The organism is Streptomyces sp. NPDC006476 (assembly GCF_040612015.1).
Lineage (GTDB): Bacteria > Actinomycetota > Actinomycetes > Streptomycetales > Streptomycetaceae > Streptomyces > Streptomyces griseorubiginosus_B.
Window position 1 is genome coordinate 160,856 of the sequence record NZ_JBEXPK010000010.1, and the last position, 23,376, is coordinate 184,231.

Here is a 23,376-nt window from a genome sequence, read left to right on the forward strand (position 1 = left end):
CGCCGCGAACGGGCGACGCCATATGCTGCACTGCATGACGAGTGAGCCGGAGCAGCAGTTGGGAGTGGGGACGCAGGACGCCTTCCAGCGTCTGTGGACGCCCCACCGGATGGCCTACATCCAGGGCGAGAACAAGCCGACCGGCCCGGGCGCCGGCGACGGCTGCCCCTTCTGCTCGATCCCGGCCAAGTCGGACGAGGACGGTCTGGTCGTCCGCCGCGGCGAACAGGTCTACGCCGTGCTCAACCTCTACCCCTACAACGGCGGCCACCTCATGGTCGTCCCCTACCGCCACGTCGCCGACTACACGGACCTCACGGACGCGGAGACGAGCGAGCTGGCCGCCCTCACCAAGCAGGCGATGACGGCTCTGCGTACGGCCTCCGGCGCCCACGGCTTCAACATCGGCATGAACCAGGGCACGGTCGCCGGCGCCGGCATCGCGGCCCACCTCCACCAGCACATCGTCCCCCGCTGGGGCGGCGACACGAACTTCATGCCGGTGGTGGGCCACACGCGGGTGCTGCCGCAGCTGCTGGCCGACACGCGGAAGATGCTGGCGGAGGCCTGGCCCTCCTAGGCGGCGAACCGAGGCCTACGCGTCATAGACGTCGTCCTTCTTCGGCGTCGGGTCCTGGACCGCCCCGCTGAGCACGGAGGACCGCCCGTCGAACTTCTCGGTGTCCACGTTGTGCCCCTTGAGGAACTCGATAGTCGCCTCGTGCACCACCCGCATCACGGGCGTGGCGGTCCGCAGCACGTCGTCGGTCATGAAGCGGTTCCCCCAGGGCTGCGCGGCCCACGCGTGACGCAGTCCGAAGGGCTCCGGCAGCACGAGGGAGCCGCCGAGCCAGTTGAGCAGCGGCGGATACCAGGTCAGCGGCGCCCGGGCGGTGAGCCGGACCACCTCGTCGCTGTCGACCAGCGGAAGCGTCACCTTCCGGGTCTCCCAGAACTTGACCTGCTTGGCGACCTCCTTCTCCTTGGCCGCCGGCTTGGTCGTGAACAGCCCGTGCACAGGCCCCAGTGCATGCCCCGTCAGCTCGATGCGCAGCGTCTTGTGCAGCACCGTCACCGTGATCATCATCGTGATCACCAGGTTGCCGTCCCAGAGCGTCCACTGGACGCCCAGATAGTGCCGGTCACCCTGGTCGTACTGCTGGGAGTTGCAGATCTTGCGTATCTCCTCCAGGTTCACCTGGTGCGCCGTGGTGCCGCTGGGGCGGGAGACCTCCTTCGCGCCCGCGCCGATGTGCGACACGATCCAGTGGGCGACCTTCGGCTTGGGGAAGCCGCCCGTGGTCAGCGGGCCCGTGTCGAGCCGCTCGAGGCCGCGCTGGATGGCGGTCACCACGTCGAAGCTCTGGAACCGGTTGATCTCCGGTTCGGGCACCAGGTGCTTGGACAGGTCCGCGCTGAGCGAGCCGACCTTCGGGGCGTCCTCCACGGGATTGGGCACCAGGTCCTCGGCGAGGTGCCAGTGGCCCCAGCGGGTGCCCATGCCGAGGATGCCCTTGGGGCCGGCGTAGAAGACCACATTGGACCGCTGCTCGTCCCGCAGCTCCCCGAAGGCCTGCCGCAGTCGCTCGGCACGGGTGTCGCCGGGGCTGCTGGGCACCGACTCGGGGACCTTGGCGCCGACCGTGCTGCCGGACAGCAGGCTGTCCCAGTGGGCGCGCAGTTCCTTGGCCGTGCGCTCGCAGATCTGCTTGGCCAGGAACCAGCCGACGACCGGGGCGATGATCGCCAGCCGGGCGTACCAGGCCCAGAAGCCGGTGAACGGCATACGGATCAGGAAGAGCACGGCGAGCGCGCCCACGGCCACCAGCAGGGTCGTGGCCATCGCGCCGGCCCGCTTGTCCTCGCGCCGGGCGATCGCGGTCCGTATCTGGAAGACCAGCAGCCAGATCAGTAGTCCCGGCAGGAAGAGGACACCGCACAGCAGGGCCACGCCGGTCAGCTGCCGGTCGCGCTGCCTGCGGACGTTGTTCGCCGCCATGCAGTGCTCGACGACGGTCTGCGGCTCGAGACCGAAGGACTGGACGACCGGCTTGCGGCCGACCCCCAGCATGCGGGACACCACGGCCTGGGAGAAGGCCTCGCCGAGGTTCGGCCGGAAGATCGTCGCCCACCTGCGGGGGAGCTTGACGGTCGACTCGTGCCACTCGTTGTTCGTCTCGAGGATCTTGATGACCTCGTCGTCCCGGTACGCCGCCGAGGCCAGCGCGAAGGTCGCCTTCTGGTCCGAGCCCGTGCGCGGTACCTGCGGCCCGAACATGTCTCCCCAGCCGCCCACATCGCTCATTCCCGCCCCCCATCGCCGCTCGACGTCGCTTCTGCGGCTCTTCCCGACTTCCTTGCCCCGCACACCTGTTGATCAGGTCATCACGGTGATCGCCTGATCCCGCGACCACTTGATCAGCTTGTCACCAGCGTATCCGCAGGCACCGACATTCGTCGGCGGACGGCCGAAGCCGTCCGCCGACACCGGAGGGGAGCGTTCCGCGAGAGCCGGTTGTGCGCTGCCGCAAGCCGTCCGTGTGCCGTCGTACGCCACTTGTGCGCCGCCTTACGGGACTTGGGCTCGGCCCGCGTCAACTACGACGCGTCGCGGGTCTCTTCACGAATCCTTTCCGCGATCTGTGGGGGCATCGGTTCGTGCCGTGCGTAGGAGCGGTTGAAGCGCGCGGTGCCGTGCGAGAGGGAGCGCAGGTCGACGGAGTACCGCCCGATCTCGATCTCGGGCACCTCGGCCCGGACGAGTGTGCGTCCGCCGCTGGTCTGCTCCGTGCCCAGCACCCTGCCCCGCCGCCCGGACAGGTCGCTCATGACGGCGCCCACGTAGTCGTCGCCGACCAGGACCGTCACCTCCGCGACCGGCTCCAGGAGGTGGATCTTCGCGTCGGCCGCCGCCTCCCGCAGAGCGAGCGCGCCGGCCGTCTGGAAGGCCGCGTCCGAGGAGTCCACGGAGTGCGCCTTGCCGTCGAGCAGCGTCACCCGGACGTCGATCAGCGGATACCCCGCCGCGACCCCCTTGGTGGCCTGGGCCCGCACCCCTTTCTCGACCGACGGGATGAACTGCCGGGGCACCGCCCCGCCGACCACCTTGTCCACGAACTCGACGCCCGAGCCGTTCGGCAGCGGCTCCACCTCGATCTCGCAGATGGCGTACTGCCCGTGACCACCGGACTGCTTCACATGCCGCCCGCGTCCCGCCGACTTGCCGGCGAAGGTCTCCCGCAGGGACACCCGGTGCGGTACGACGTCGACCTGGACGCCGTAGCGGCTGCGCAGCCGCTCCAGAGCCACGTCCGCGTGCGCCTCGCCCAGGCACCACAGCACCACCTGGTGGGTGTCCTGGTTCTGTTCGAGCCGCATCGTCGGGTCCTCGGCGACCAGCCGGGCGAGGCCCTGCGAGAGCTTGTCCTCGTCCGCCTTGCTGTGCGCCTGGATGGCGAGCGGCAGCAGCGGATCGGGCATCTCCCACGGCTCCATCAGCAGCGGGTCGTCCTTGGCCGAGAGCGTGTCCCCGGTCTCCGCACGGTTCAGTTTCGCCACGCACACCAGGTCGCCGGCGATGGCGTGCGTCACCGGCCGCTGTTGCTTGCCGAAGGGCGTGGACAGCGCGCCGACGCGCTCGTCGACGTCGTGGTCCTCGTGCCCGCGGTCGGCCAGCCCGTGCCCGGAGACGTGCACCGTCTCGTCGGGGCGCAGGGTGCCGGAGAAGACGCGGACCAGCGAGACCCGGCCGACATAGGGGTCGGACGCGGTCTTGACGACCTCGGCGACCAGCGGACCCTGTGTGTCGCAGGCCTTGATCTCCCGCGGCTTGCCGTCGATGGTGGTCACCCCCGGCGTGGGGTGCTCGAACGGCGTCGGGAAGCCGCCCGTGATCAGTTCCAGCAGCTCGACCGTGCCGAGCCCCTGCTTGGCGCCCTCGGCCGCGGGGGCGGCGGCCAGGACGGGGAAGAAGACCCCGCGCGCGACGGCCCGCTCCAGGTCCTCGACGAGCGTCTTGAAGTCGATCTGCTCGCCGCCCAGATAGCGGTCCATGAGGGTCTCGTCCTCGCTCTCCGAGATGATCCCCTCGATCAGCCGGTTGCGTGCCTCCTCGATCTCCGGCAGCTGGTCCTCGCCCGGTTCCGACTCCTTGCGCTCGCCGGTGGAGTAGTCGAACAGCTTCTGCGACAACAGTCCGACCAGCCCCGTCACGGGCGCGTGCCCGTCGGGCCCCTGCGGGCCGTGCAGCGGGGTGTACAGCGGCAGCACGGCGTCGGGGTCGTCCCCGCCGAAGGCCTCCGCGCAGACCCGCGTCATCTCCTCGAAGTCCGCCCGGGCCGCCTCCAGGTGCGTGACCACGATCGCCCGGGGCATCCCGACGGCCGCGCACTCCTCCCACACCATGCGCGTGGAACCGTCCACGCCGTCGGAGGCGGAGACCACGAAAAGGGCCGCGTCCGCAGCACGCAGACCGGCCCTGAGTTCACCGACGAAGTCGGCGTATCCGGGGGTGTCGAGAAGATTGACCTTGATGCCGTCCCATCCGACCGGCACCAGGGAGAGCTGCACCGAACGGTTCTGCCGGTGCTCGATCTCGTCGTAGTCCGAGACGGTGCCGCCGTCCTCCACACGGCCCGCCCGGTTCACTGCCCCCGCGGTCAGCGCGAGGGCCTCCACCAATGTCGTCTTGCCCGATCCGGAGTGGCCGACCAGCACCACATTCCGTACGGACGCGGGATGGTCGGCCGCCGTAGCCCTGCCGGCGGCCCCAGGGTGTGCGTTCGCCTTGTCGCCCATGGCCTTGCCTCCCGTGCACGGTGAGGTCATTGTGGGCGCGGGCATGCCGGGCCGCGTGCGGTGGCGGCTCCGATGACGCCCGCGGTCCTTCGAGCTTTCCACTCCCGTCACGGTGCGTCCATACGAAGGACGTGATCGCGCCGTGACCCGTATGCCTTCGGCCCATGACGCAAGGGGGTCCGGGTGCCCGGCCGTCGCACACACGCGCGCGTGGCTACGATGGGCGCGCCGGTGGCCAGCAGGGGCCGAGCCGGCCACACCGACCGTCGGGAAGGCCATGCTGAACAAGTACGCGCGTGCATTCTTCACGCGTGTCCTCACACCGTTCGCCGCGTTTCTCATCCGGCGGGGCGTCAGCCCCGACGCCGTCACGCTCCTCGGCACCGCCGGCGTGGTCGCGGGTGCGCTGGTCTTCTACCCCATGGGCGAGTTCTTCTGGGGCACGGTCGTGATCACGCTCTTCGTGTTCTCCGACCTCGTCGACGGCAACATGGCCCGCCAGCTGGGCCGTTCCAGCCGCTGGGGCGCGTTCCTGGACTCCACCCTCGACCGCGTCGCCGATGGCGCGATCTTCGGCGGCTTCGCCCTGTGGTACGCGGGCAGCGGCGACGACAACGTGCTGTGCGCGGTCTCCATCTTCTGCCTGGCCAGCGGCCAGGTGGTGTCGTACACCAAGGCGCGCGGCGAGTCGATCGGCCTGCCGGTCGCCGTCAACGGTCTCGTCGAGCGCGCCGAGCGCCTGGTGATCTCGCTGGTCGCGGCCGGTCTCGCGGGTCTGCACAAGTTCGGTGTGCCGGGCATCCAGTACCTGCTGCCCGTGGCCCTGTGGATCGTCGCCGTCGGCAGTCTGGTCACCCTGGTCCAGCGCGTGGTCACCGTCCGCCGTGAGTCGGCGGAGGCCGAGGCGCAGGCCACGGCGGAGCAGGAGAGCGGGGCGGCCAAGTGAGTGCCCGGGACCGCCTCACGGACGGCCTCTACGGGCTCGGCTGGAGCACGGTCAAGAACCTTCCCGAGCCGGTCGCCGTACGCCTGGGCCGCACGATCGCGGACCTCGCCTGGAAACGGCGGGGCAAGGGCGTGCTGCGGCTGGAGAGCAACTACGCGCGCGTGGTGCCCGACGCGAGCCCCGAACGTCTCGCCGAGCTCTCCCGCGCGGGCATGCGCTCGTACCTGCGCTACTGGATGGAGTCCTTCCGGCTGCCCGCGTGGAGCAAGGAGCGCATCAAGGGCGGCTTCGACCCCAAGGGCCTGCACCATCTGACCGACGGTCTCGCCGCCGGCCGGGGCGTCGTCCTCGCGCTGCCCCACATGGCCAACTGGGACCTCGCCGGCGCCTGGGTCACCACCAAGCTGCAGACGCCGTTCACCACGGTCGCCGAGCGCCTCAAGCCCGAGACGCTGTACGACCGCTTCGTCGCCTACCGCGAGGGCCTCGGCATGGAGGTCCTCCCGCACAGTGGCGGCACCGCCTTCGGCACCCTGGCCCGGCGGCTGCGCGACGGCGGTCTGGTCTGCCTGGTCGCCGAGCGCGACCTGTCCTCCTCCGGCGTCGAGGTCCAGTTCTTCGGTGAGGCCACCCGGATCCCGGCCGGACCCGCGCTGCTCGCCCAGCAGACCGGCGCGCTGCTCCTGCCGGTCACGCTCTGGTACGACGACTCACCCGTCATGCAGGGCCGGGTCCATCCCCCGATCGAGGTCCCCGAGTCAGGCAGCCGGGCCGAAAAGACGTCTGTCATGGCACAGGCGCTGGCCGACGCCTTCGCCACGGGGATCGCCGACCATCCGGAGGACTGGCACATGCTGCAGCGCTTGTGGCTCAAGGACCTCGACCCCACGAAGAATCCCGCGAAGAATTCTGTGCAGAACCCCGCTGGGGATCCCGCGGAGGATTCCGCGAAGAAGGCCCCGGCTCCCGAGAAGGGCACGTCGTGAGGATCGGCATCGTCTGCCCGTACTCCTGGGACGTACCGGGTGGCGTCCAGTTCCACATCCGCGACCTCGCCGAGTACTTCATCCGCCTGGGCCACGAGGTCTCCGTCCTGGCCCCGGCCGACGACGACACGCCCCTGCCGCGGTACGTCGTCTCGGCCGGCCGCGCGGTCCCGGTGCCGTACAACGGCTCGGTCGCCCGGCTGAACTTCGGCTTCCTCAGCGCTGCGCGGGTGCGGCGCTGGCTGCACGACGGCGCGTTCGACGTGGTCCACATCCACGAGCCGACCTCACCCTCGCTCGGGCTGCTGACCTGCTGGGCGGCGCAGGGGCCGATGGTCGCCACCTTCCACACCTCCAACCCGCGCTCCAAGGCGATGATCGCCGCGTACGCGATCCTCCAGGCGGCCCTGGAGAAGATCAGCGCGCGGATCGCCGTCAGCGAGTACGCCCGCCGCACCCTCGTCGAGCACCTCGGCGGCGACGCCGTGGTCATCCCCAACGGCGTCGACGTCGACTTCTTCGCCAAGGCCGCACCCAAGCCCGAGTGGCAGGGCGACACGATCGGCTTCATCGGGCGCATCGACGAGCCGCGCAAGGGCCTGCCGGTGCTGATGAAGGCGTTCCCGGGCATCCTCGCGGCCCGCCCGCAGACGCGGCTGCTGGTCGCCGGGCGCGGGGACGAGGAGGAGGCGCTGGAACTGCTGCCCGCCGAGTTCCGCTCGCAGGTGGAGTTCCTCGGCATGATCAGCGACGAGGACAAGGCGCGTTTCCTGCGCAGCATCGACCTGTACGTCGCCCCCAACACCGGCGGCGAGAGCTTCGGGATCATCCTGGTCGAGGCGATGTCGGCGGGCGCCCCCGTCCTCGCCGCCGACCTGGACGCCTTCGCTCAGGTGCTCGACCAGGGCGCGGCGGGCGAACTCTTCACCAACGAGGACCCCGAGGCCCTGGCGGAGGCGGCGGTACGGCTCCTGGGGGACCCGGACCGCCTCGCCGAACTGCGCGTACGCGGCAGCGTCCACGTACGCCGCTTCGACTGGTCGACGGTCGGCGCGGACATCCTCTCGGTCTACGAGACGGTGACGGCGGGCGCGGCGGCGGTGGCGGCGGCGGAGGACGACCGGGGGCCGGGACTGCGGGCACGGTTCGGGCTGGCGCGGGACTAGGCCAGGACTAGGCCGCTTCTGATGGCTCTTGGTTGGCCGGGTGGATCTCGTGGTCGGCCGGGCAGCAGCCTTGCATCGTGCGGCGACACGAACTGACGGATGCGCAGTGGCAGAAGATCGAGCCCCTTCTGCCCGGTAGCGGCAAGCCAAGGGGCCGGGCCGTGGCAGACCAGGGGCGCGTCGGGCGTTCCTGACGGGGGCGGCGTTGTCGTGAGGCGGCCGTCGGGCGCGGGTGCGGTCGGCGGTAACGTGTGCGGCCGTGACCGTAACCCTGATCTGGATTCTTGCCGTCCTGTTCGCGATCGGGCTGTACCTGAGCTGGACGGCCGGCCGTCTGGACCGGCTGCACTCCCGGATCGACGCCGCCCGGGCCGCCCTCGACGCGCAGCTGCTGCGCAGGGCGTCCGTGGCCCAGGAGCTGGCCACCTCCGGCGTGCTGGACCCCGCCGCCTCCATCGTCCTGTACGAGGCCGCGCACGCGGCCCGGCAGGCCGAGGAGGAGCAGCGGGAGGTCGCCGAGAGCGAGCTCAGCCAGGCGCTGCGGGCGGTTTTCGGCGAGCCGGCCCAGGTCGACGCGGTCCGCGGGGCCCCCGGCGGCGACGCGGCCACCCACGAACTCACCGAGGCCGTCCGCCGGGTCCCGATGGCCCGGCGCTTCCACAACGACGCGGTCGGCGCGGCCCGCAGACTGCGCGAGCACCGCAAGGTGCGCTGGTTCCGGCTGGCCGGTCACGCCCCCTTCCCGATGGCCTTCGAGATGGACGACGAACCGCCGCCGGCCCTCGCCGACCGGGCCGCATAGCCGCTTCCGGCACAAAAGGATCCACCGGCTTCCCATTGGCCCTTGCTGTGGACTGGCCCAATCCCTTTTCCTCGATGATTGCAGCAACCCTCTTTCACTTCAGTGAGGTCATCCGTGTCCAGCTCGCTCTCCGAAAACCAGGCCCCCGAGACCGGCACCGCGCGCGTGAAGCGCGGCATGGCCGAGCAGCTCAAGGGCGGCGTGATCATGGACGTCGTCACCCCGGAGCAGGCGAAGATCGCCGAGGACGCGGGCGCCGTCGCCGTCATGGCCCTTGAGCGGGTCCCGGCCGACATCCGCAAGGACGGCGGCGTGGCCCGTATGTCCGACCCGGACATGATCGAGGGCATCATCGAGGCCGTCTCCATCCCGGTCATGGCCAAGTCCCGCATCGGCCACTTCGTCGAGGCCCAGGTCCTGCAGTCCCTCGGCGTCGACTACATCGACGAGTCCGAGGTCCTCACCCCGGCCGACGAGGTCAACCACTCCGACAAGTGGGCCTTCACGACCCCCTTCGTCTGCGGTGCCACCAACCTGGGCGAGGCCCTGCGCCGTATCGCCGAGGGCGCGGCCATGATCCGTTCCAAGGGTGAGGCCGGCACCGGCAACGTCGTCGAGGCCGTGCGCCACCTGCGCCAGATCAAGGGCGAGATCGCCAAGCTGCGCGGCTGCGACAACAACGAGCTGTACGCCGCCGCCAAGGAGCTGCGCGCCCCCTACGAGCTGGTCAAGGAGGTCGCCGAGCTCGGCAAGCTCCCGGTGGTGCTGTTCTCCGCCGGTGGCGTGGCCACCCCCGCCGACGCCGCGCTGATGCGCCAGCTCGGTGCCGAGGGCGTCTTCGTCGGCTCCGGCATCTTCAAGTCCGGGGACCCGGCCAAGCGCGCCGCCGCCATCGTCAAGGCGACCACCTTCTACGACGACCCGAAGATCATCGCGGACGCGTCCCGCAACCTCGGCGAGGCCATGGTCGGCATCAACTGCGACACCCTCCCCGAGACCGAGCGCTACGCCAACCGCGGCTGGTAAGCACCCCCATGAGCACTGAAGCCCCTGTCATAGGCGTCCTGGCCCTCCAGGGCGACGTACGGGAGCACCTCGTCGCCCTGGCCGCGGCCGACGCCGTGGCCAGGCCGGTCAGGCGCCCCGAGGAACTCGCCGAGGTGGACGGCCTCGTCATCCCGGGCGGCGAGTCCACCACCATCTCCAAGCTGGCCGTCCTCTTCGGCGTGATGGAGCCCCTCCGCGCGCGCGTGCGTGCCGGAATGCCCGTCTACGGCACCTGCGCGGGCATGATCATGCTCGCCGACAAGATCCTCGACCCGCGCTCGGGCCAGGAGACCGTCGGCGGCATCGACATGATCGTGCGCCGCAACGCCTTCGGACGGCAGAACGAGTCCTTCGAGGCGGCGGTCGACGTCCGGGGCGTCGAGGGCGATCCTGTAGAGGGCGTGTTCATCCGCGCCCCCTGGGTGGAGTCCGTCGGCGCCGAGACCGAGGTGCTCGCCGAGCACGACGGCCACATCGTCGCCGTCCGCCAGGGCAACGCGCTCGCCACGTCGTTCCACCCGGAACTGACCGGCGACCACCGGGTGCACCGCCTGTTCGTCGACATGGTGCACGCGAACCGGGCGACGGAGTCCTAGTAGGATTCCTGGCGTTCGTTGCAGAGATGGGTTACGCGAAGGAGACAGGCAGATGTCCGGCCACTCTAAATGGGCCACGACGAAGCACAAGAAGGCCGTGATCGACGCCAAGCGCGGCAAGCTCTTCGCGAAGCTGATCAAGAACATCGAGGTCGCGGCGCGGATGGGCGGTGTCGATCTCGAGGGCAACCCGACCCTGTACGACGCCGTTCAGAAGGCCAAGAAGCAGTCGGTCCCGAACAAGAACATCGACTCGGCGATCAAGCGCGGCGGCGGCCTCGAGGCCGGTGGCGCCGACTACGAGACGATCATGTACGAGGGCTACGGCCCGAACGGCGTCGCGGTGCTCATCGAGTGCCTCACCGACAACCGCAACCGCGCCGCCTCCGACGTCCGCGTCGCCATGACCCGCAACGGCGGCTCCATGGCCGACCCGGGCTCGGTGTCGTACCTGTTCAACCGCAAGGGCGTCGTGATCGTCCCCAAGGGCGAGCTCACCGAGGACGACGTCCTCGCCGCCGTGCTGGACGCGGGCGCCGAGGAGGTCAACGACCTGGGCGAGTCCTTCGAGGTGCTCAGCGAGGCCACCGACCTGGTCGCGGTCCGCACGGCCCTCCAGGACGCCGGGATCGACTACGACTCCGCCGAGGCCAACTTCGTCCCGACCATGCAGGTCGAGCTGGACGAGGAGGGCGCCAAGAAGATCTTCAAGCTGATCGACGCGCTCGAGGACAGCGACGACGTGCAGAACGTCTTCGCCAACTTCGACGTCAGCGACGAGGTCATGGAGAAGGTCGACGCGTAACGCCGCCGCGAGCTGAGCGGACGCAACGGCTCAACGGGCCGACGGGACACGCCCCGTCGGCCCGTCGCCATGTCGGCCGTTGTCGGTGGCACCCGATAGCCTGCACAAACAGGCGATCGAAAGGGATCGAGGGGAGGGCGCGGTGCGCGTACTGGGGGTGGACCCCGGGCTGACCCGGTGCGGTGTCGGCGTCGTCGAGGGGGTCGCGGGGCGGCCGCTCACCATGGTCGGCGTCGGTGTCGTGCGCACGCCCGTGGACGCCGAGCTGGGGCACCGTCTCGTCGCGATCGAGCAGGGCATCGAGGCCTGGCTGGACGAACACCGGCCCGAATTCGTCGCCGTGGAACGGGTGTTCAGCCAGCACAACGTCCGCACCGTGATGGGCACCGCCCAGGCCAGTGCCGTCGCCATGCTCTGCGCCGCCCGCCGTGGCATCCCCGTCGCCCTGCACACGCCGAGCGAGGTCAAGGCCGCCGTCACCGGCACCGGACGCGCCGACAAGGCCCAGGTCGGCGCCATGGTGACGCGGTTGCTCCGGCTCGACGCGCCCCCGAAACCGGCCGACGCGGCGGACGCCCTCGCGCTCGCCATCTGCCACATCTGGCGCGCCCCCGCCCAGAACCGCCTCCAGCAGGCCGTCGCCCAGCACGCAGCCAAAGCAACGAAAGGCCGCCCCGCATGATCGCCTTCGTCAGCGGCCCGGTCGCCGCCCTCGCCCCCGACTCCGCGGTGGTGGAGGTCGGCGGGATCGGCATCGCCGTCCAGTGCACGCCCAACACCCTGTCCGGACTGCGCATGGGCCAGCAGACCAAGCTCGCCACCTCCCTGGTCGTACGCGAGGACTCGCTCACGCTGTACGGCTTCGTGGACGACGACGAGCGTCAGGTCTTCGAGCTGCTGCAGACGGCGAGCGGAGTCGGCCCTCGCCTGGCCCAGGCGATGCTGGCGGTGCACAGCCCGGACGCCCTGCGCAGAGCGGTCGCCACCAGCGACGAGAAGGCACTGATCGCCGTCCCCGGCATCGGCAAGAAGGGCGCCCAGAAGCTGCTGCTGGAGCTCAAGGACCGGCTCGGCGAGCCCATCGGCGCCCCCGCGATCGGCGCTCCGGTCAGCCAGGGCTGGCGCGACCAGCTGCACGCCGCCCTCATCGGCCTCGGGTACGCCACCCGGGAGGCCGACGAGGCGGTGGCCGCCGTGACCCCGCAGGCGGAGGCGGCCGGAGGCAGCCCGCAGGTCGGCCAGCTGCTGAAGGCCGCCCTGCAGACCCTCAACCGCGCCCGCTGAACCGCCGACCACCGCGCCCGCCGGAAGACCCACGAGACCCGAGGCACACTCCATGAACTGGGACGACACCACCGACACCCCCGCCCCCGAGCGGCTGGTGGACTCTGTCGCCGACCGTGAGGACCAGGCCGTCGAGGCCGCCCTGCGCCCCAAGGACCTGGGCGAGTTCATCGGCCAGGAGAAGGTGCGTGAACAGCTCGACCTGGTCCTGCGAGCCGCCCGCGCGCGGGGCGCCACCGCCGACCACGTGCTGCTCTCCGGCGCCCCCGGCCTCGGCAAGACCACCCTCTCGATGATCATCGCTGCCGAGATGGGCGCCCCGATCCGCATCACCTCCGGCCCCGCCATCCAGCACGCCGGCGACCTGGCCGCGATCCTGTCCTCCCTCCAGGAGGGCGAGGTCCTCTTCCTCGACGAGATCCACCGGATGTCCCGGCCCGCCGAGGAGATGCTGTACATGGCGATGGAGGACTTCCGTGTCGACGTCATCGTCGGCAAGGGCCCCGGCGCCACCGCCATCCCGCTCGACCTGCCCCCCTTCACCCTGGTCGGCGCCACCACGCGCGCGGGCCTGCTGCCGCCCCCGCTGCGCGACCGCTTCGGCTTCACCGCGCACATGGAGTTCTACGAGCCCGCCGAGCTGGAGCGCGTCATCCACCGCTCGGCGAACCTCCTCGACGTGGAGATCCAGGCCGACGGCGCCGCCGAGATCGCCGGCCGTTCCCGCGGCACGCCCCGTATCGCCAACCGCCTGCTGCGCCGCGTGCGGGACTACGCCCAGGTCAAGGCCGACGGAATCATCACCCGGGACATCGCGGCCGCGGCCCTCGCGGTGTACGAGGTCGACGCCCGCGGCCTCGACCGCCTCGACCGCGGTGTGCTGGAGGCACTGCTGAAGCTTTTCGGCGGCGGCCCGGTCGGCCTGTCGACCCTCGCCGTCGCGGTGGGGGAGGAGCGCGAGACCGTGGAGGAAGTGGCCGAGCCCTTCCTCGTACGGGAGGGACTGCTCGCCCGCACCCCCCGCGGCCGGGTCGCCACGCCCGCCGCATGGGCGCATCTCGGCCTCACGCCACCGCGCTCGGCTACTGCGGGAAACGGACAACAGGACCTGTTCGGGACGTGATGCCATTGTGACGGCGCGGGCATTGGCCGGGTCAGGAACCCAGGTGCCATGCTGAGCGTTGTTCCATGCGCGCGGACTCGCTTAGACTCCGCCGATGCCGCCTTTGTCGGCGGTATACATACCCCCATCCATCAGGCCGCCGTCCGCCGCGGTCGTGCGAAGGAAATTCCGTCCCGTGAATATCACCATGCTCCTCCCGTTCATCGTGCTCATCGGGGCCATGTTCCTCATGACCCGCTCGGCCAAGCGCAAGCAGCAGCAGGCCGCGAACATGCGCAACGAGATGCAGCCCGGCAGCGGCGTCCGCACGATCGGGGGGATGTACGCGACGGTCAAGGAGGTCAACGAGGACACGGTCCTCCTCGACGCCGGTCCCGGTGTCGAGCTCCTCTTCGCGAAGAACGCCATCGGTTCCGTGCTCAGCGACGACGAGTACAACCGCATCGTGCACGGCATCGAGCACGACCTCAAGTCCGACTCCGACGTCGTCCCGGACGACGCCTCCTCCCTCACCGAGACCGACGACTCCGCCGACGAAGCTGCCGCCGCCTCCGACGACAAGTCCGTCGACCTCGGCAAGAAGGACGCGCCCGAGGAACCGGCCGACGAGCCCGTCGCCGCCGAGGCGAAGCCGGACGAGGAGCCGAAGAAGACCGACGGCGACTCCGAGTCGAAGTAGCCACGTCCAGAGGGCGCGTGGCCGACCTCCCGCGCCCCGGGACGTGTGCGTCTCGCACACGGGGATCCCGACACCATGTCATGGCCGCCACCACGCCGACCGGGCGCGGGGCGGCCCGAGAGGGAGTACGAGAAGGTGGCAGCACCTAAAAAGGGCCGGAGCGCGAGCGCCCAGAGCAAGCCAGGGCGCTCGCTGGCCCTCATCCTGATCGCCATCGTGGGACTGACCGGAGCGATGTTCGGCTCCGGCAACACCACCCCACGTCTCGGTATCGACCTTGCCGGTGGCACGAGCATCACGCTTCAGGCGGAGAACGAGCCGGGCCAGCCCAACGCGATCAACAAGACCAACATGGACACCGCGGTCGCCATCATGAACCGCCGTGTCAACGGTCTGGGCGTGTCCGAGACGGAGGTCCAGACCCAGGGCACGAGCAACATCATCGTCAACATCCCCAGGGGCACGAACTCCGAGGAAGCGCGCCAGCAGGTCGGCACCACCGCCAAGCTGTACTTCCGCCCGGTGCTCGCCACCGAGGTGTCCAGCGGTGCCGCCACGGCCAGCCCGTCGCCGAGCGCCTCGAGCAGCCCCTCGGGCAAGGCGACCGGCAAGCCGAAGGCGACCTCGTCCTCCTCCGCGAGCCCCTCCGCGACCGCCACCTCGCAGGGGCGCGCCGTGACCGACGCGCTGAAGGCGGACTCGACGCCGAGTGCCACCGCCTCGTCCAGCGCGAAGGCGTCGTCCAGCCCCTCCCCGTCGGCGAGCGGCAGCTCCGCGGCCAGTGACGCGGCCGCCAAGCTGCAGGCGCAGTACGCCGCCCTCGACTGCACCAAGAAGACGGCTCAGACCACCGCCGGCAAGAGCGCCAAGGCCAGCGACCCCACCGTCGCCTGTGGCAAGAACTCGCAGGGGCAGTGGCAGAAGTACATCCTCGGCCCCGCGGGCGTCGACGGCACGGACGTGAAGAAGGCCCAGGCCGTCTTCAACACCCAGTCCGCCGCCGGCTGGACCGTCACGATGGAGTTCACCTCCAAGGGCGCCAAGAAGTTCGGCGACATCACCGGTCAGCTGGCCAAGAACCAGAGCCCGCAGAACCAGTTCGCGATCGTCCTCGACGGCAACGTCGTCTCCGACCCGCGCGTCTCGGAGGCACTGACCGGCGGCAACGCGGAGATCACCGGCAGCTTCACCCAGCAGGAGGCCCAGGGCCTCGCCAACATGCTGTCCTACGGCGCGCTCCCGCTCTCCTTCAAGGAGCAGAGCGTGACCACCGTGACCGCCGCGCTCGGCGGTGAGCAGTTGCACGCCGGTCTGATCGCCGGTGCGATCGGCCTCGGCCTGGTGGTCATCTACCTGCTGGCCTTCTACCGCGGTCTGTCGGTCGTCGCGATCCCCTCGCTGCTGGTGTCCGCGATCCTCACCTACGTGATCATGTCGCTGCTGGGCCCCACGATCCACTTCGCGCTGAACCTCCCGGCCGTCTGTGGCGCGATCGTCGCGATCGGCATCACCGCGGACTCGTTCATCGTGTTCTTCGAACGAATCCGGGACGAGATCCGCGAAGGCCGCTCCCTGCGCCCCGCCGTCGAACGGGCCTGGCCGCGCGCCCGGCGCACCATCCTGGTCTCCGACTTCGTCTCGTTCCTGGCCGCCGCCGTGCTGTTCATCGTGACCGTCGGCAAGGTCCAGGGCTTCGCGTTCACGCTCGGTCTGACCACCGTGCTCGACGTGGTCGTCGTCTTCCTCTTCACCAAGCCGCTGATGACGCTCCTCGCCCGACGGAAGTTCTTCGCGAACGGCCACAAGTGGTCGGGGCTCGACCCGAAGGGCCTGGGCGCCAAGGCGCCCCTGCGCCGCACCCGCCGTCCCTCCGGCCCCGTTGCCGGTCCCGTCGACCCGAAGGAAGCGTGAGCGATGTCGAAACTCGGCAACCTCGGCGCCCGACTCCACCGCGGCGAGATCAGCTACGACTTCGTCGGCAAGCGCAAGATCTGGTACGGCATCTCGATCCTGATCACCATCACGGCCATCGTCGGCCTGGCGGTGCGCGGCCTGAACATGGGCATCGACTTCCGCGGCGGCGCCGTCTTCACCACCGAGAAGACCAGCATCTCGGTGGCCCAGGCCGAGACCTACGCGTCCGAGGCCGCCGGTCACGACGCGGTGGTGCAGAAGCTCGGCACCGGCGGCCTGCGCATCCAGATCGCCGGTATGGACACCGCGAAGTCGGACGCGACCAAGGCCGAGCTGGCCAAGGACATGAACATGTCTCCCGAGTCCATCGCGGCCGACCTGGTCGGCCCGAGCTGGGGTGACCAGATCGCCAACAAGGCCTGGGAGGGCCTCGGCATCTTCATGGTCCTCGTGGTGATCTACCTGGCGATCGCCTTCGAGTGGCGAATGGCGGTCGCGGCCCTCGTCGCGCTGATCCACGACATCACCATCACGACCGGTATCTACGCCCTGGTCGGCTTCGAGGTCACGCCAGGCACGGTCATCGGTCTGCTGACAATCCTCGGTTACTCGCTCTACGACACGGTCGTCGTCTTCGACAGCCTCAAGGAGCAGACGAAGGACATCACCAAGCAGACCCGCTTCACCTACAGCGACATCGCCAACCACTCGATCAACGGCACCCTGGTCCGTTCGATCAACACCACGGTCGTCGCGCTGCTGCCGGTCGCGGGCCTGCTGTTCATCGGCGGCGGCTTCCTCGGCGCGGGCACGCTCAACGACATCTCGCTGTCGCTGTTCGTCGGCCTCGCTGCCGGTGCCTACTCCTCGATCTTCATCGCCACGCCGCTCGTCGCCGACCTCAAGGAGGCCGAGCCGCAGATGAAGGCCCTGAAGAAGCGCGTCCTGGCCAAGCGCGCCCAGGCCGCCGCGGAGGAGGAACTGGCCGGGGCGCGCCTCGGCCAGGACGAGCCGGAGGACGCGACCCCGGCCGTCGTCGGACCGCGCAACCAGCCCGCGTCCCGCAACCGGGGCCGCGGCCGACCCTCGGGGAAGCGGCGATGACCGACGTCGAGGAGCTACTGCTCAGCCGTATCCGTGACGTGGCGGACTACCCGGAGCCGGGCGTGACGTTCAAGGACATCACGCCGCTCCTGGCGGACCCCGCGGCCTTCACGGTGCTCACCGACGCGCTGGCCGCCATCGCGGTCAGCAGCGGGGCCACGAAGATCGTCGGCCTGGAGGCCCGCGGCTTCATCCTCGGCGCCCCGGTCGCCGTGCGGGCCGGACTCGGCTTCATCCCCGTACGCAAGGCGGGCAAGCTCCCCGGAGCGACCCTCAGCCAGGCGTACGACCTGGAGTACGGCTCCGCCGAGATCGAGGTGCACGCGGAGGACCTCTCCGCGGCCGACCGCGTCATGGTCGTCGACGACGTCCTCGCCACCGGCGGTACCGCCGAGGCGTCCCTCCAGCTCATCCGCCGGGCGGGTGCCGAGGTCGCGGGTCTCGCCGTCCTCATGGAGCTGGGGTTCCTGGGCGGCCGGGCTCGTCTGGAACCCGCTCTCGAGGGTGCTCCCCTGGAGGCCGTGCTCACCGTCTGAGCAAAATTTCGCAAAATGATCCAGCCCCGAGTGCGACGTGAATGCGCACTCGGGGCTGGATCATTTTCTTACCTGCTATTTATGCAATCCGCCCGATGGCGAAATCAGCAGTCCTCGATGTCATCGCTGATGATGGTGCCGGGCTCCTTGAGGTGACCCTTCGCATCGCCGGCGGCGGTGATGCGGTGCAGGTTGTTCTCCTGGCCGTCCTTCCACCACACGCACAGGTGCTGCGTCGTGCTGCACGTGTTGTGGTAGTAGATGGTGGTCGTGGTGGTGCCGTCCGCCCAGGACCAGTTGAAGCAACCCGAGCTGCCCCGGTGCGTCGACATGGGGGCCGCGGTCGCCGCCTGGGCGGGGAGCGCGAAAGCCGCACTCAGGCCCACTGCCAGAGCCGCAGCCGCCACTGTCTTTCCGAGAATCCTCATGCTTATCCCGTTTCTTTTTGTTCAGAGGCGGAATAGGTCAATTTCTTCCGCTTCTTGGTCGAAGTGGATCTTAGGTGGCGGCAGATGTTCGAGTCAACAGCATTAATAGCCCTGATTTTTCCGCTCTGTGTAATTGGTGACTTTTAGGAAAAGGCCTCCCGGATGCCGATGCGGGGCCTGGGAATCCGGGGGCGGCGTCATGTGTTACGCGGGTAGACCGGCCTCACATCGGTCTGCAGGCGATCCTGAGACACAGGATCGCTACCATGGGTCCTCCGGAGCCTGACCGGGGACCCGGATCGCGCACGAGGAGTCCTCTTGCCAGACGAGGCCCAGCACCTGACCGCCGCCAAGCCCGAGTCCGCCTCGGCAGCCGCGGCCAAGCCCGCGCCGAGCGCATCGCACCCGACGAACGACAGCGCCGGGCCGGTCGAGCATGCCCAGTCGGCCCCTGTCGACAAGTCGGCCGATCAGTCGCGCCCCAAGCCGGCCCCGCCCGAGCAGACCCAGGCGCCCGCGGTCCGGCCCAACAGCGGCCAGCCCGCCCGCTCCGGCTCCTCCAACCGTGTCCGTGCCCGCCTCGCCCGCCTCGGCGTCCAGCGCTCCAACCCCTACAACCCGGTCCTGGAGCCGCTGCTGCGGATAGTGCGCAGCAACGACCCGAAGATCGAGACGGGCACTCTCCGCCAGATCGAGAACGCCTACCAGGTCGCCGAGCGCTGGCACCGCGGCCAGAAGCGCAAGAGCGGCGACCCGTACATCACGCACCCCCTCGCGGTGACCACGATCCTCGCCGAGCTGGGCATGGATCCGGCCACCCTGATGGCGGGCCTGCTGCACGACACCGTCGAGGACACCGAGTACGGCCTCGACCAGCTGCGCCGCGACTTCGGCGACTCGGTCGCCCTGCTCGTCGACGGCGTCACCAAGCTGGACAAGGTCAAGTTCGGCGAGGCCGCGCAGGCCGAGACCGTGCGCAAGATGGTCGTGGCCATGGCCAAGGACCCCCGCGTCCTGGTCATCAAGCTCGCCGACCGGCTGCACAACATGCGCACCATGCGCTACCTCAAGCGCGAGAAGCAGGAGAAGAAGGCGCGCGAGACCCTCGAGATCTACGCGCCGCTCGCCCACCGCCTGGGCATGAACACCATCAAGTGGGAGCTGGAGGACCTCGCCTTCGCGATCCTTTACCCCAAGATGTACGACGAGATCGTACGGCTGGTGGCCGAGCGGGCACCGAAGCGTGACGAGTACCTGGCCATAGTGACCGACGAGGTGCAGCAGGACCTGCGCGCGGCCCGCATCAAGGCGACCGTCACCGGCCGCCCGAAGCACTACTACAGCGTCTACCAGAAGATGATCGTACGAGGCCGCGACTTCGCGGAGATCTACGACCTCGTCGGCATCCGCGTCCTGGTCGACACCGTCCGGGACTGCTACGCGGCCCTCGGCACCGTGCACGCGCGATGGAACCCGGTCCCCGGCCGGTTCAAGGACTACATCGCGATGCCCAAGTTCAACATGTACCAGTCGCTGCACACGACGGTCATCGGCCCCAACGGCAAGCCGGTCGAGCTGCAGATCCGCACCTTCGACATGCACCGCCGCGCCGAGTACGGCATCGCCGCGCACTGGAAGTACAAGCAGGAGGCCGTCGCCGGCGCCTCCAAGGTGCGTACCGACGTGCCCAAGGCCGGCAAGAAGGACGACCACCTCAACGACATGGCGTGGCTGCGCCAGCTGCTCGACTGGCAGAAGGAGACCGAGGACCCTGGCGAGTTCCTGGAGTCCCTGCGCTTCGACCTGTCCCGCAACGAGGTCTTCGTCTTCACCCCGAAGGGCGACGTCATAGCGCTCCCCGCGGGTGCCACCCCGGTGGACTTCGCCTACGCGGTCCACACGGAGGTCGGCCACCGGACGATAGGAGCGCGGGTCAACGGCAGGCTCGTACCGCTGGAGTCGACCCTCGACAACGGTGACCTGGTGGAGGTCTTCACCTCCAAGGCGGCCGGCGCCGGACCGTCCCGGGACTGGCTCGGCTTCGTCAAGTCGCCGCGCGCCCGCAACAAGATCCGGGCCTGGTTCTCCAAGGAGCGCCGCGACGAGGCCATCGAGCAGGGCAAGGACGCCATCGTCCGCGCGATGCGCAAGCAGAACCTGCCGATCCAGCGCATCCTCACCGGCGACTCGCTGGTCACCCTCGCGCACGAGATGCGCTACCCGGACATCTCCGCGCTGTACGCGGCGATCGGCGAGGGGCATGTCTCCGCGCAGAATGTCGTGCAGAAGCTGGTCTCCGCGCTCGGCGGCGAGGAGGCGGCCACCGAGGAGATCGACGAGTCGGTCCCGCCGACCCGCAGTCGCCGCAAGCGGCGCTCCAGCGCGGACCCGGGCGTCATCGTCAAGGGCGTCGAGGACGTGTGGGTCAAGCTGGCCCGCTGTTGTACGCCCGTCCCCGGCGACCCGATCATCGGCTTCGTCACCCGGGGTAGTGGCGTATCGGTTCACCGCAGCGACTGTGTGAACGTGGAGTCACTGTCCCGGGAGCCGGAGCGCATCCTCGACGTCGAGTGGGCGCCCACCCAGTCCTCGGTCTTCCTGGTCGCCATCCAGGTCGAGGCGCTGGACCGCTCCCGGCTGCTGTCGGACGTCACCCGTGTCCTGTCCGACCAGCACGTCAACATCCTCTCCGCGGCCGTCCAGACCTCTCGCGACCGCGTCGCCACCTCCCGCTTCACCTTCGAGATGGGCGACCCGAAGCACCTCGGGCACGTCCTGAAGGCCGTACGAGGCGTCGAGGGCGTCTACGACGTCTACCGGGTGACCTCGGCCCGCAGGTCGTAGGGCATACGCAGCGCATACGACGAACGGGCCCCGCACCGGCCGGTGCGGGGCCCCTTCACAGCTCGCAGGGCGGGTCGGTCAGCCGCCGAACTCCTGCAGACCCTTCAGGGCCTGGTCCAGCAGGGCCTGGCGGCCCTCCAGCTCGCGCTGGAGCTTGTCGGCCTTGGCGGTGTTGCCCTGGGCGCGCGCCTGCTCGATCTGGCCCTTGAGCTTGTCCACGGCGGCCTGGAGCTGGCCGGTCAGCCCCTCGGCACGCGCGCGTGCCTCCGGGTTGGTGCGGCGCCACTCGGCCTCCTCGGCCTCCTGGATCGCCCGCTCCACCGCGTGCATCCGGCCCTCGACCTTGGGGCGCGCGTCGCGCGGGACGTGGCCGATGGCCTCCCAGCGCTCGTTGACCGAGCGGAAGGCGGCCCGGGCTGCCTTCAGATCGGTCACCGGGAGGATCTTCTCGGCCTCCTCGGCCAGCTCCTCCTTGAGCTTCAGGTTCTCGGACTGCTCGGCGTCCCGCTCCGCGAAGACCGAACTGCGGGCGGCGAAGAACACGTCCTGGGCGCCGCGGAAGCGGTTCCACAGATCGTCCTCGTGCTCGCGCTGGGCGCGGCCCGCGGCCTTCCACTCCGTCATCAGCTCGCGGTAGCGCGCGGCCGTCGGACCCCAGTCCGTCGAACCGGACAGCGCCTCGGCCTCGGAGACCAGCCGCTCCTTGGCCTTGCGGGCCTCCTCGCGCTGCGCGTCCAGCGACGCGAAGTGCGCCTTGCGGCGCTTGGAGAAGGCCGAGCGGGCGTGCGAGAACCGGTGCCACAGCTCGTCGTCCGACTTGCGGTCCAGCCGCGGCAGACCCTTCCAGGTGTCCACCAGCGCCCGCAGCCGCTCACCCGCCGCCCGCCACTGGTCGGACTGCGCCAGCTGCTCCGCCTCGCTGACCAGAGCCTCCTTGGCGTGCCGGGCCTCGTCCGACTGCTTGGCCCGCTGCTGCTTGCGCTCCTCGCGCCGCGCCTCGACCGTCTCGACCAGCTTGTCCAGCCGCTGCCGCAGGGCGTCCAGATCGCCGACCGCGTGATGCGCGTCGACCTGCTCGCGGATGTGGTCGATCGCCGTCTGCGCGTCCTTCGCGGACAGGTCGGTCGTCTTCACTCGCTTCTCGAGGAGGCCGATCTCCACAACCAGGCCCTCGTACTTGCGCTCGAAATAGGCCAGCGCCTCCTCGGGGGAGCCCGCCTGCCAGGAACCGACGACCTGCTCGCCGTCGGCCGTACGCACGTACACGGTCCCCGTCTCGTCGACGCGGCCCCACGGGTCGCTGCTCACAGCGCCTCCTCCACATGATGCCTGCGGAGGGCTTCAGTACCCCCGGGCATCGTCCACAGTTTCGTCACGGCCAACATAGGCGACCGGCGGGTTGCCTGTCCGCATCCCGCGCGACCGAAATTTCGCACCTCGGGGTCGGGATACGGTCCCGACGCGATCAGGATTTGGTGACCGTTGCCTTGTTGATCACGACGGTCGCGTTGGGCGCCCCGTCGCCCTGGCCCGTGCTCTCGCCGGCGGCCGCGATCTTCTTCAGAACCTTCAGGCCCGAGGCTGAAATCGTACCGAAAGGCGTGTAGCTCGGGGGAAGCTGACTGTCCTGGTAGACGAGGAAGAACTGGCTGCCGCCGGTGTGCTTCTGGCCGGTGTTCGCCATCGCGACCGTGCCCGCCGGATAGACCCCGCCCTTCAGGCTTTTGTCCTTGAGGTTCTCGTCCGGGATCGTGTAGCCGGGACCGCCGCTGCCGCTGCCCGTCGGGTCGCCGCACTGCAGCACGTAGATGCCGTTGGTGGTGAGCCGGTGGCACTTGGTGTGGTCGAAGAAGCCCTTCGACGCCAGGAAGTCGAACGAGTTCACGGTGTGCGGGGCCGCCGAGGTCTTCAGCGCGATGTCGATGTCACCGCACGTCGTGGCGAGCTTCATCGTGTACTTCGCCGACGTGTCGATGGTCGTCGTCGGCTCCTTCTTCCAGCTCAGCTTCTTCACCGAGCCCTCGGCCGGCTTCGCGCACGGGTCCGGGGCCTTGCTGGTCGGAGCCGCGCTCGGGGTGGTCTCGGAGCTGGCGTTCGCCTTCTTGTCGTCCTTCAGGACCCCGGTCGTGTAGATCGCGACGCTGCCTATCAGGATCACGCCGAGCACCGACGCGATCACCGAGTTGCGCATGCGCGCCTTGCGCCGCGCCTCCGTGCGCCGCTGCTGCTGCCGCAAGAACTTCTCCCGCGCGAGCTGCCGCTTCCGCTGTTCCTGGGTGACCACGGGGTTTTCTCCTCATGCGTCTCTTACGCCGACTG

At 69.8% G+C, this 23,376-nt stretch carries 21 protein-coding genes; 16 read left to right on the forward strand and 5 right to left on the reverse strand.

Going from position 1 to position 23,376, the window contains the following annotated elements; translation table 11 throughout:
- Nucleotides 1-22 precede the first annotated feature (22 nt).
- On the forward strand, nt 23-580 hold the full coding sequence (locus ABZZ74_RS13930) for an HIT domain-containing protein (RefSeq protein WP_356764417.1): 558 nt from the start codon (nt 23-25) through the stop codon (nt 578-580).
- A gap of 15 nt (nt 581-595) precedes the next feature.
- On the opposite strand, the gene ABZZ74_RS13935 is transcribed toward ABZZ74_RS13930, so the two are convergent.
- Nucleotides 596-2,305: a hypothetical protein gene (locus ABZZ74_RS13935; protein ID WP_356764419.1), complete on the reverse strand. Its 1,710-nt coding sequence runs from the start codon at nt 2,303-2,305 to the stop codon at nt 596-598.
- A 293-nt stretch (nt 2,306-2,598) separates the two neighbouring features.
- Nucleotides 2,599-4,797, reverse strand: coding sequence for an elongation factor G-like protein EF-G2 (locus tag ABZZ74_RS13940; RefSeq protein WP_356764421.1), 2,199 nt, complete (start codon nt 4,795-4,797; stop codon nt 2,599-2,601).
- 277 nt (nt 4,798-5,074) lie between these two features.
- Here ABZZ74_RS13940 and pgsA point away from each other — a divergent pair, with 277 nt between their 5' ends.
- The 14 genes from pgsA to ABZZ74_RS14010 all read left to right on the forward strand — a co-directional run bounded on the left by pgsA (nt 5,075) and on the right by ABZZ74_RS14010 (nt 17,785).
- On the forward strand, nt 5,075-5,743 hold the full coding sequence (gene pgsA, locus ABZZ74_RS13945) for a phosphatidylinositol phosphate synthase (RefSeq protein WP_356764423.1): 669 nt from the start codon (nt 5,075-5,077) through the stop codon (nt 5,741-5,743).
- Nucleotides 5,740-6,729, forward strand: coding sequence for a phosphatidylinositol mannoside acyltransferase (locus ABZZ74_RS13950; protein WP_356764425.1), 990 nt, complete (start codon nt 5,740-5,742; stop codon nt 6,727-6,729). Before pgsA ends, ABZZ74_RS13950 begins: the two co-directional genes overlap by 4 nt.
- Nucleotides 6,726-7,895 carry a glycosyltransferase family 4 protein gene (locus ABZZ74_RS13955; protein ID WP_356764427.1) on the forward strand — a complete coding sequence of 390 codons (1,170 nt, stop codon included), beginning with the start codon at nt 6,726-6,728 and terminating at the stop codon, nt 7,893-7,895. The genes ABZZ74_RS13950 and ABZZ74_RS13955 overlap by 4 nt, the downstream gene beginning before the upstream one ends.
- A gap of 259 nt (nt 7,896-8,154) precedes the next feature.
- Complete coding sequence (locus ABZZ74_RS13960; RefSeq protein WP_356764429.1) at nt 8,155-8,697, forward strand: hypothetical protein; 543 nt, start codon at nt 8,155-8,157, stop codon at nt 8,695-8,697.
- A 114-nt stretch (nt 8,698-8,811) separates the two neighbouring features.
- A complete protein-coding gene (pdxS, locus tag ABZZ74_RS13965) occupies nt 8,812-9,723 on the forward strand; it encodes a pyridoxal 5'-phosphate synthase lyase subunit PdxS (RefSeq protein ID WP_208781057.1) in 912 nt (303 codons plus the stop codon).
- 8 nt (nt 9,724-9,731) lie between these two features.
- The gene (pdxT, locus tag ABZZ74_RS13970) at nt 9,732-10,340 is read left to right on the forward strand and encodes a pyridoxal 5'-phosphate synthase glutaminase subunit PdxT (protein WP_208781058.1); all 609 of its coding nucleotides are present in this window, start codon (nt 9,732-9,734) and stop codon (nt 10,338-10,340) included.
- A 52-nt stretch (nt 10,341-10,392) separates the two neighbouring features.
- Complete coding sequence (locus ABZZ74_RS13975) at nt 10,393-11,145, forward strand: YebC/PmpR family DNA-binding transcriptional regulator (protein ID WP_133044892.1); 753 nt, start codon at nt 10,393-10,395, stop codon at nt 11,143-11,145.
- A gap of 142 nt (nt 11,146-11,287) precedes the next feature.
- Complete coding sequence (gene ruvC / locus ABZZ74_RS13980; RefSeq protein ID WP_356764432.1) at nt 11,288-11,827, forward strand: crossover junction endodeoxyribonuclease RuvC; 540 nt, start codon at nt 11,288-11,290, stop codon at nt 11,825-11,827.
- Complete coding sequence (gene ruvA / locus ABZZ74_RS13985; protein WP_356764434.1) at nt 11,824-12,429, forward strand: Holliday junction branch migration protein RuvA; 606 nt, start codon at nt 11,824-11,826, stop codon at nt 12,427-12,429. Before ruvC ends, ruvA begins: the two co-directional genes overlap by 4 nt.
- A 52-nt stretch (nt 12,430-12,481) precedes the next feature.
- Nucleotides 12,482-13,552, forward strand: coding sequence for a Holliday junction branch migration DNA helicase RuvB (gene ruvB, locus ABZZ74_RS13990; protein WP_133044889.1), 1,071 nt, complete (start codon nt 12,482-12,484; stop codon nt 13,550-13,552).
- Nucleotides 13,553-13,727: 175 nt separating this feature from the next.
- Nucleotides 13,728-14,231, forward strand: a complete 504-nt coding sequence (gene yajC / locus ABZZ74_RS13995; RefSeq protein WP_133044888.1) for a preprotein translocase subunit YajC — start codon at nt 13,728-13,730, stop codon at nt 14,229-14,231.
- Nucleotides 14,232-14,366: 135 nt separating this feature from the next.
- Nucleotides 14,367-16,142: a protein translocase subunit SecD gene (gene secD, locus ABZZ74_RS14000; protein ID WP_356764437.1), complete on the forward strand. Its 1,776-nt coding sequence runs from the start codon at nt 14,367-14,369 to the stop codon at nt 16,140-16,142.
- A gap of 3 nt (nt 16,143-16,145) precedes the next feature.
- Nucleotides 16,146-17,249, forward strand: coding sequence for a protein translocase subunit SecF (gene secF / locus ABZZ74_RS14005; protein WP_356764439.1), 1,104 nt, complete (start codon nt 16,146-16,148; stop codon nt 17,247-17,249).
- Nucleotides 17,246-17,785, forward strand: coding sequence for an adenine phosphoribosyltransferase (locus tag ABZZ74_RS14010; RefSeq protein ID WP_356764441.1), 540 nt, complete (start codon nt 17,246-17,248; stop codon nt 17,783-17,785). Before secF ends, ABZZ74_RS14010 begins: the two co-directional genes overlap by 4 nt.
- Nucleotides 17,786-17,889: 104 nt before the next feature.
- On the opposite strand, the gene ABZZ74_RS14015 is transcribed toward ABZZ74_RS14010, so the two are convergent.
- Nucleotides 17,890-18,213, reverse strand: a complete 324-nt coding sequence (locus ABZZ74_RS14015) for a hypothetical protein (protein WP_356764443.1) — start codon at nt 18,211-18,213, stop codon at nt 17,890-17,892.
- Between the two features lie 318 nt (nt 18,214-18,531).
- Between ABZZ74_RS14015 and ABZZ74_RS14020 the strand changes: the two genes are divergently transcribed.
- Nucleotides 18,532-21,057, forward strand: coding sequence for a bifunctional (p)ppGpp synthetase/guanosine-3',5'-bis(diphosphate) 3'-pyrophosphohydrolase (locus tag ABZZ74_RS14020; RefSeq protein ID WP_356764445.1), 2,526 nt, complete (start codon nt 18,532-18,534; stop codon nt 21,055-21,057).
- A 78-nt stretch (nt 21,058-21,135) separates the two neighbouring features.
- On the opposite strand, the gene ABZZ74_RS14025 is transcribed toward ABZZ74_RS14020, so the two are convergent.
- Entirely contained in the window at nt 21,136-22,365 is a 1,230-nt protein-coding gene (locus ABZZ74_RS14025) for a DUF349 domain-containing protein (RefSeq protein WP_133044882.1), read from the reverse strand.
- 157 nt (nt 22,366-22,522) lie between these two features.
- On the reverse strand, nt 22,523-23,341 hold the full coding sequence (locus ABZZ74_RS14030; RefSeq protein WP_356764447.1) for a peptidylprolyl isomerase: 819 nt from the start codon (nt 23,339-23,341) through the stop codon (nt 22,523-22,525).
- Nucleotides 23,342-23,376: the final 35 nt, after the last annotated feature.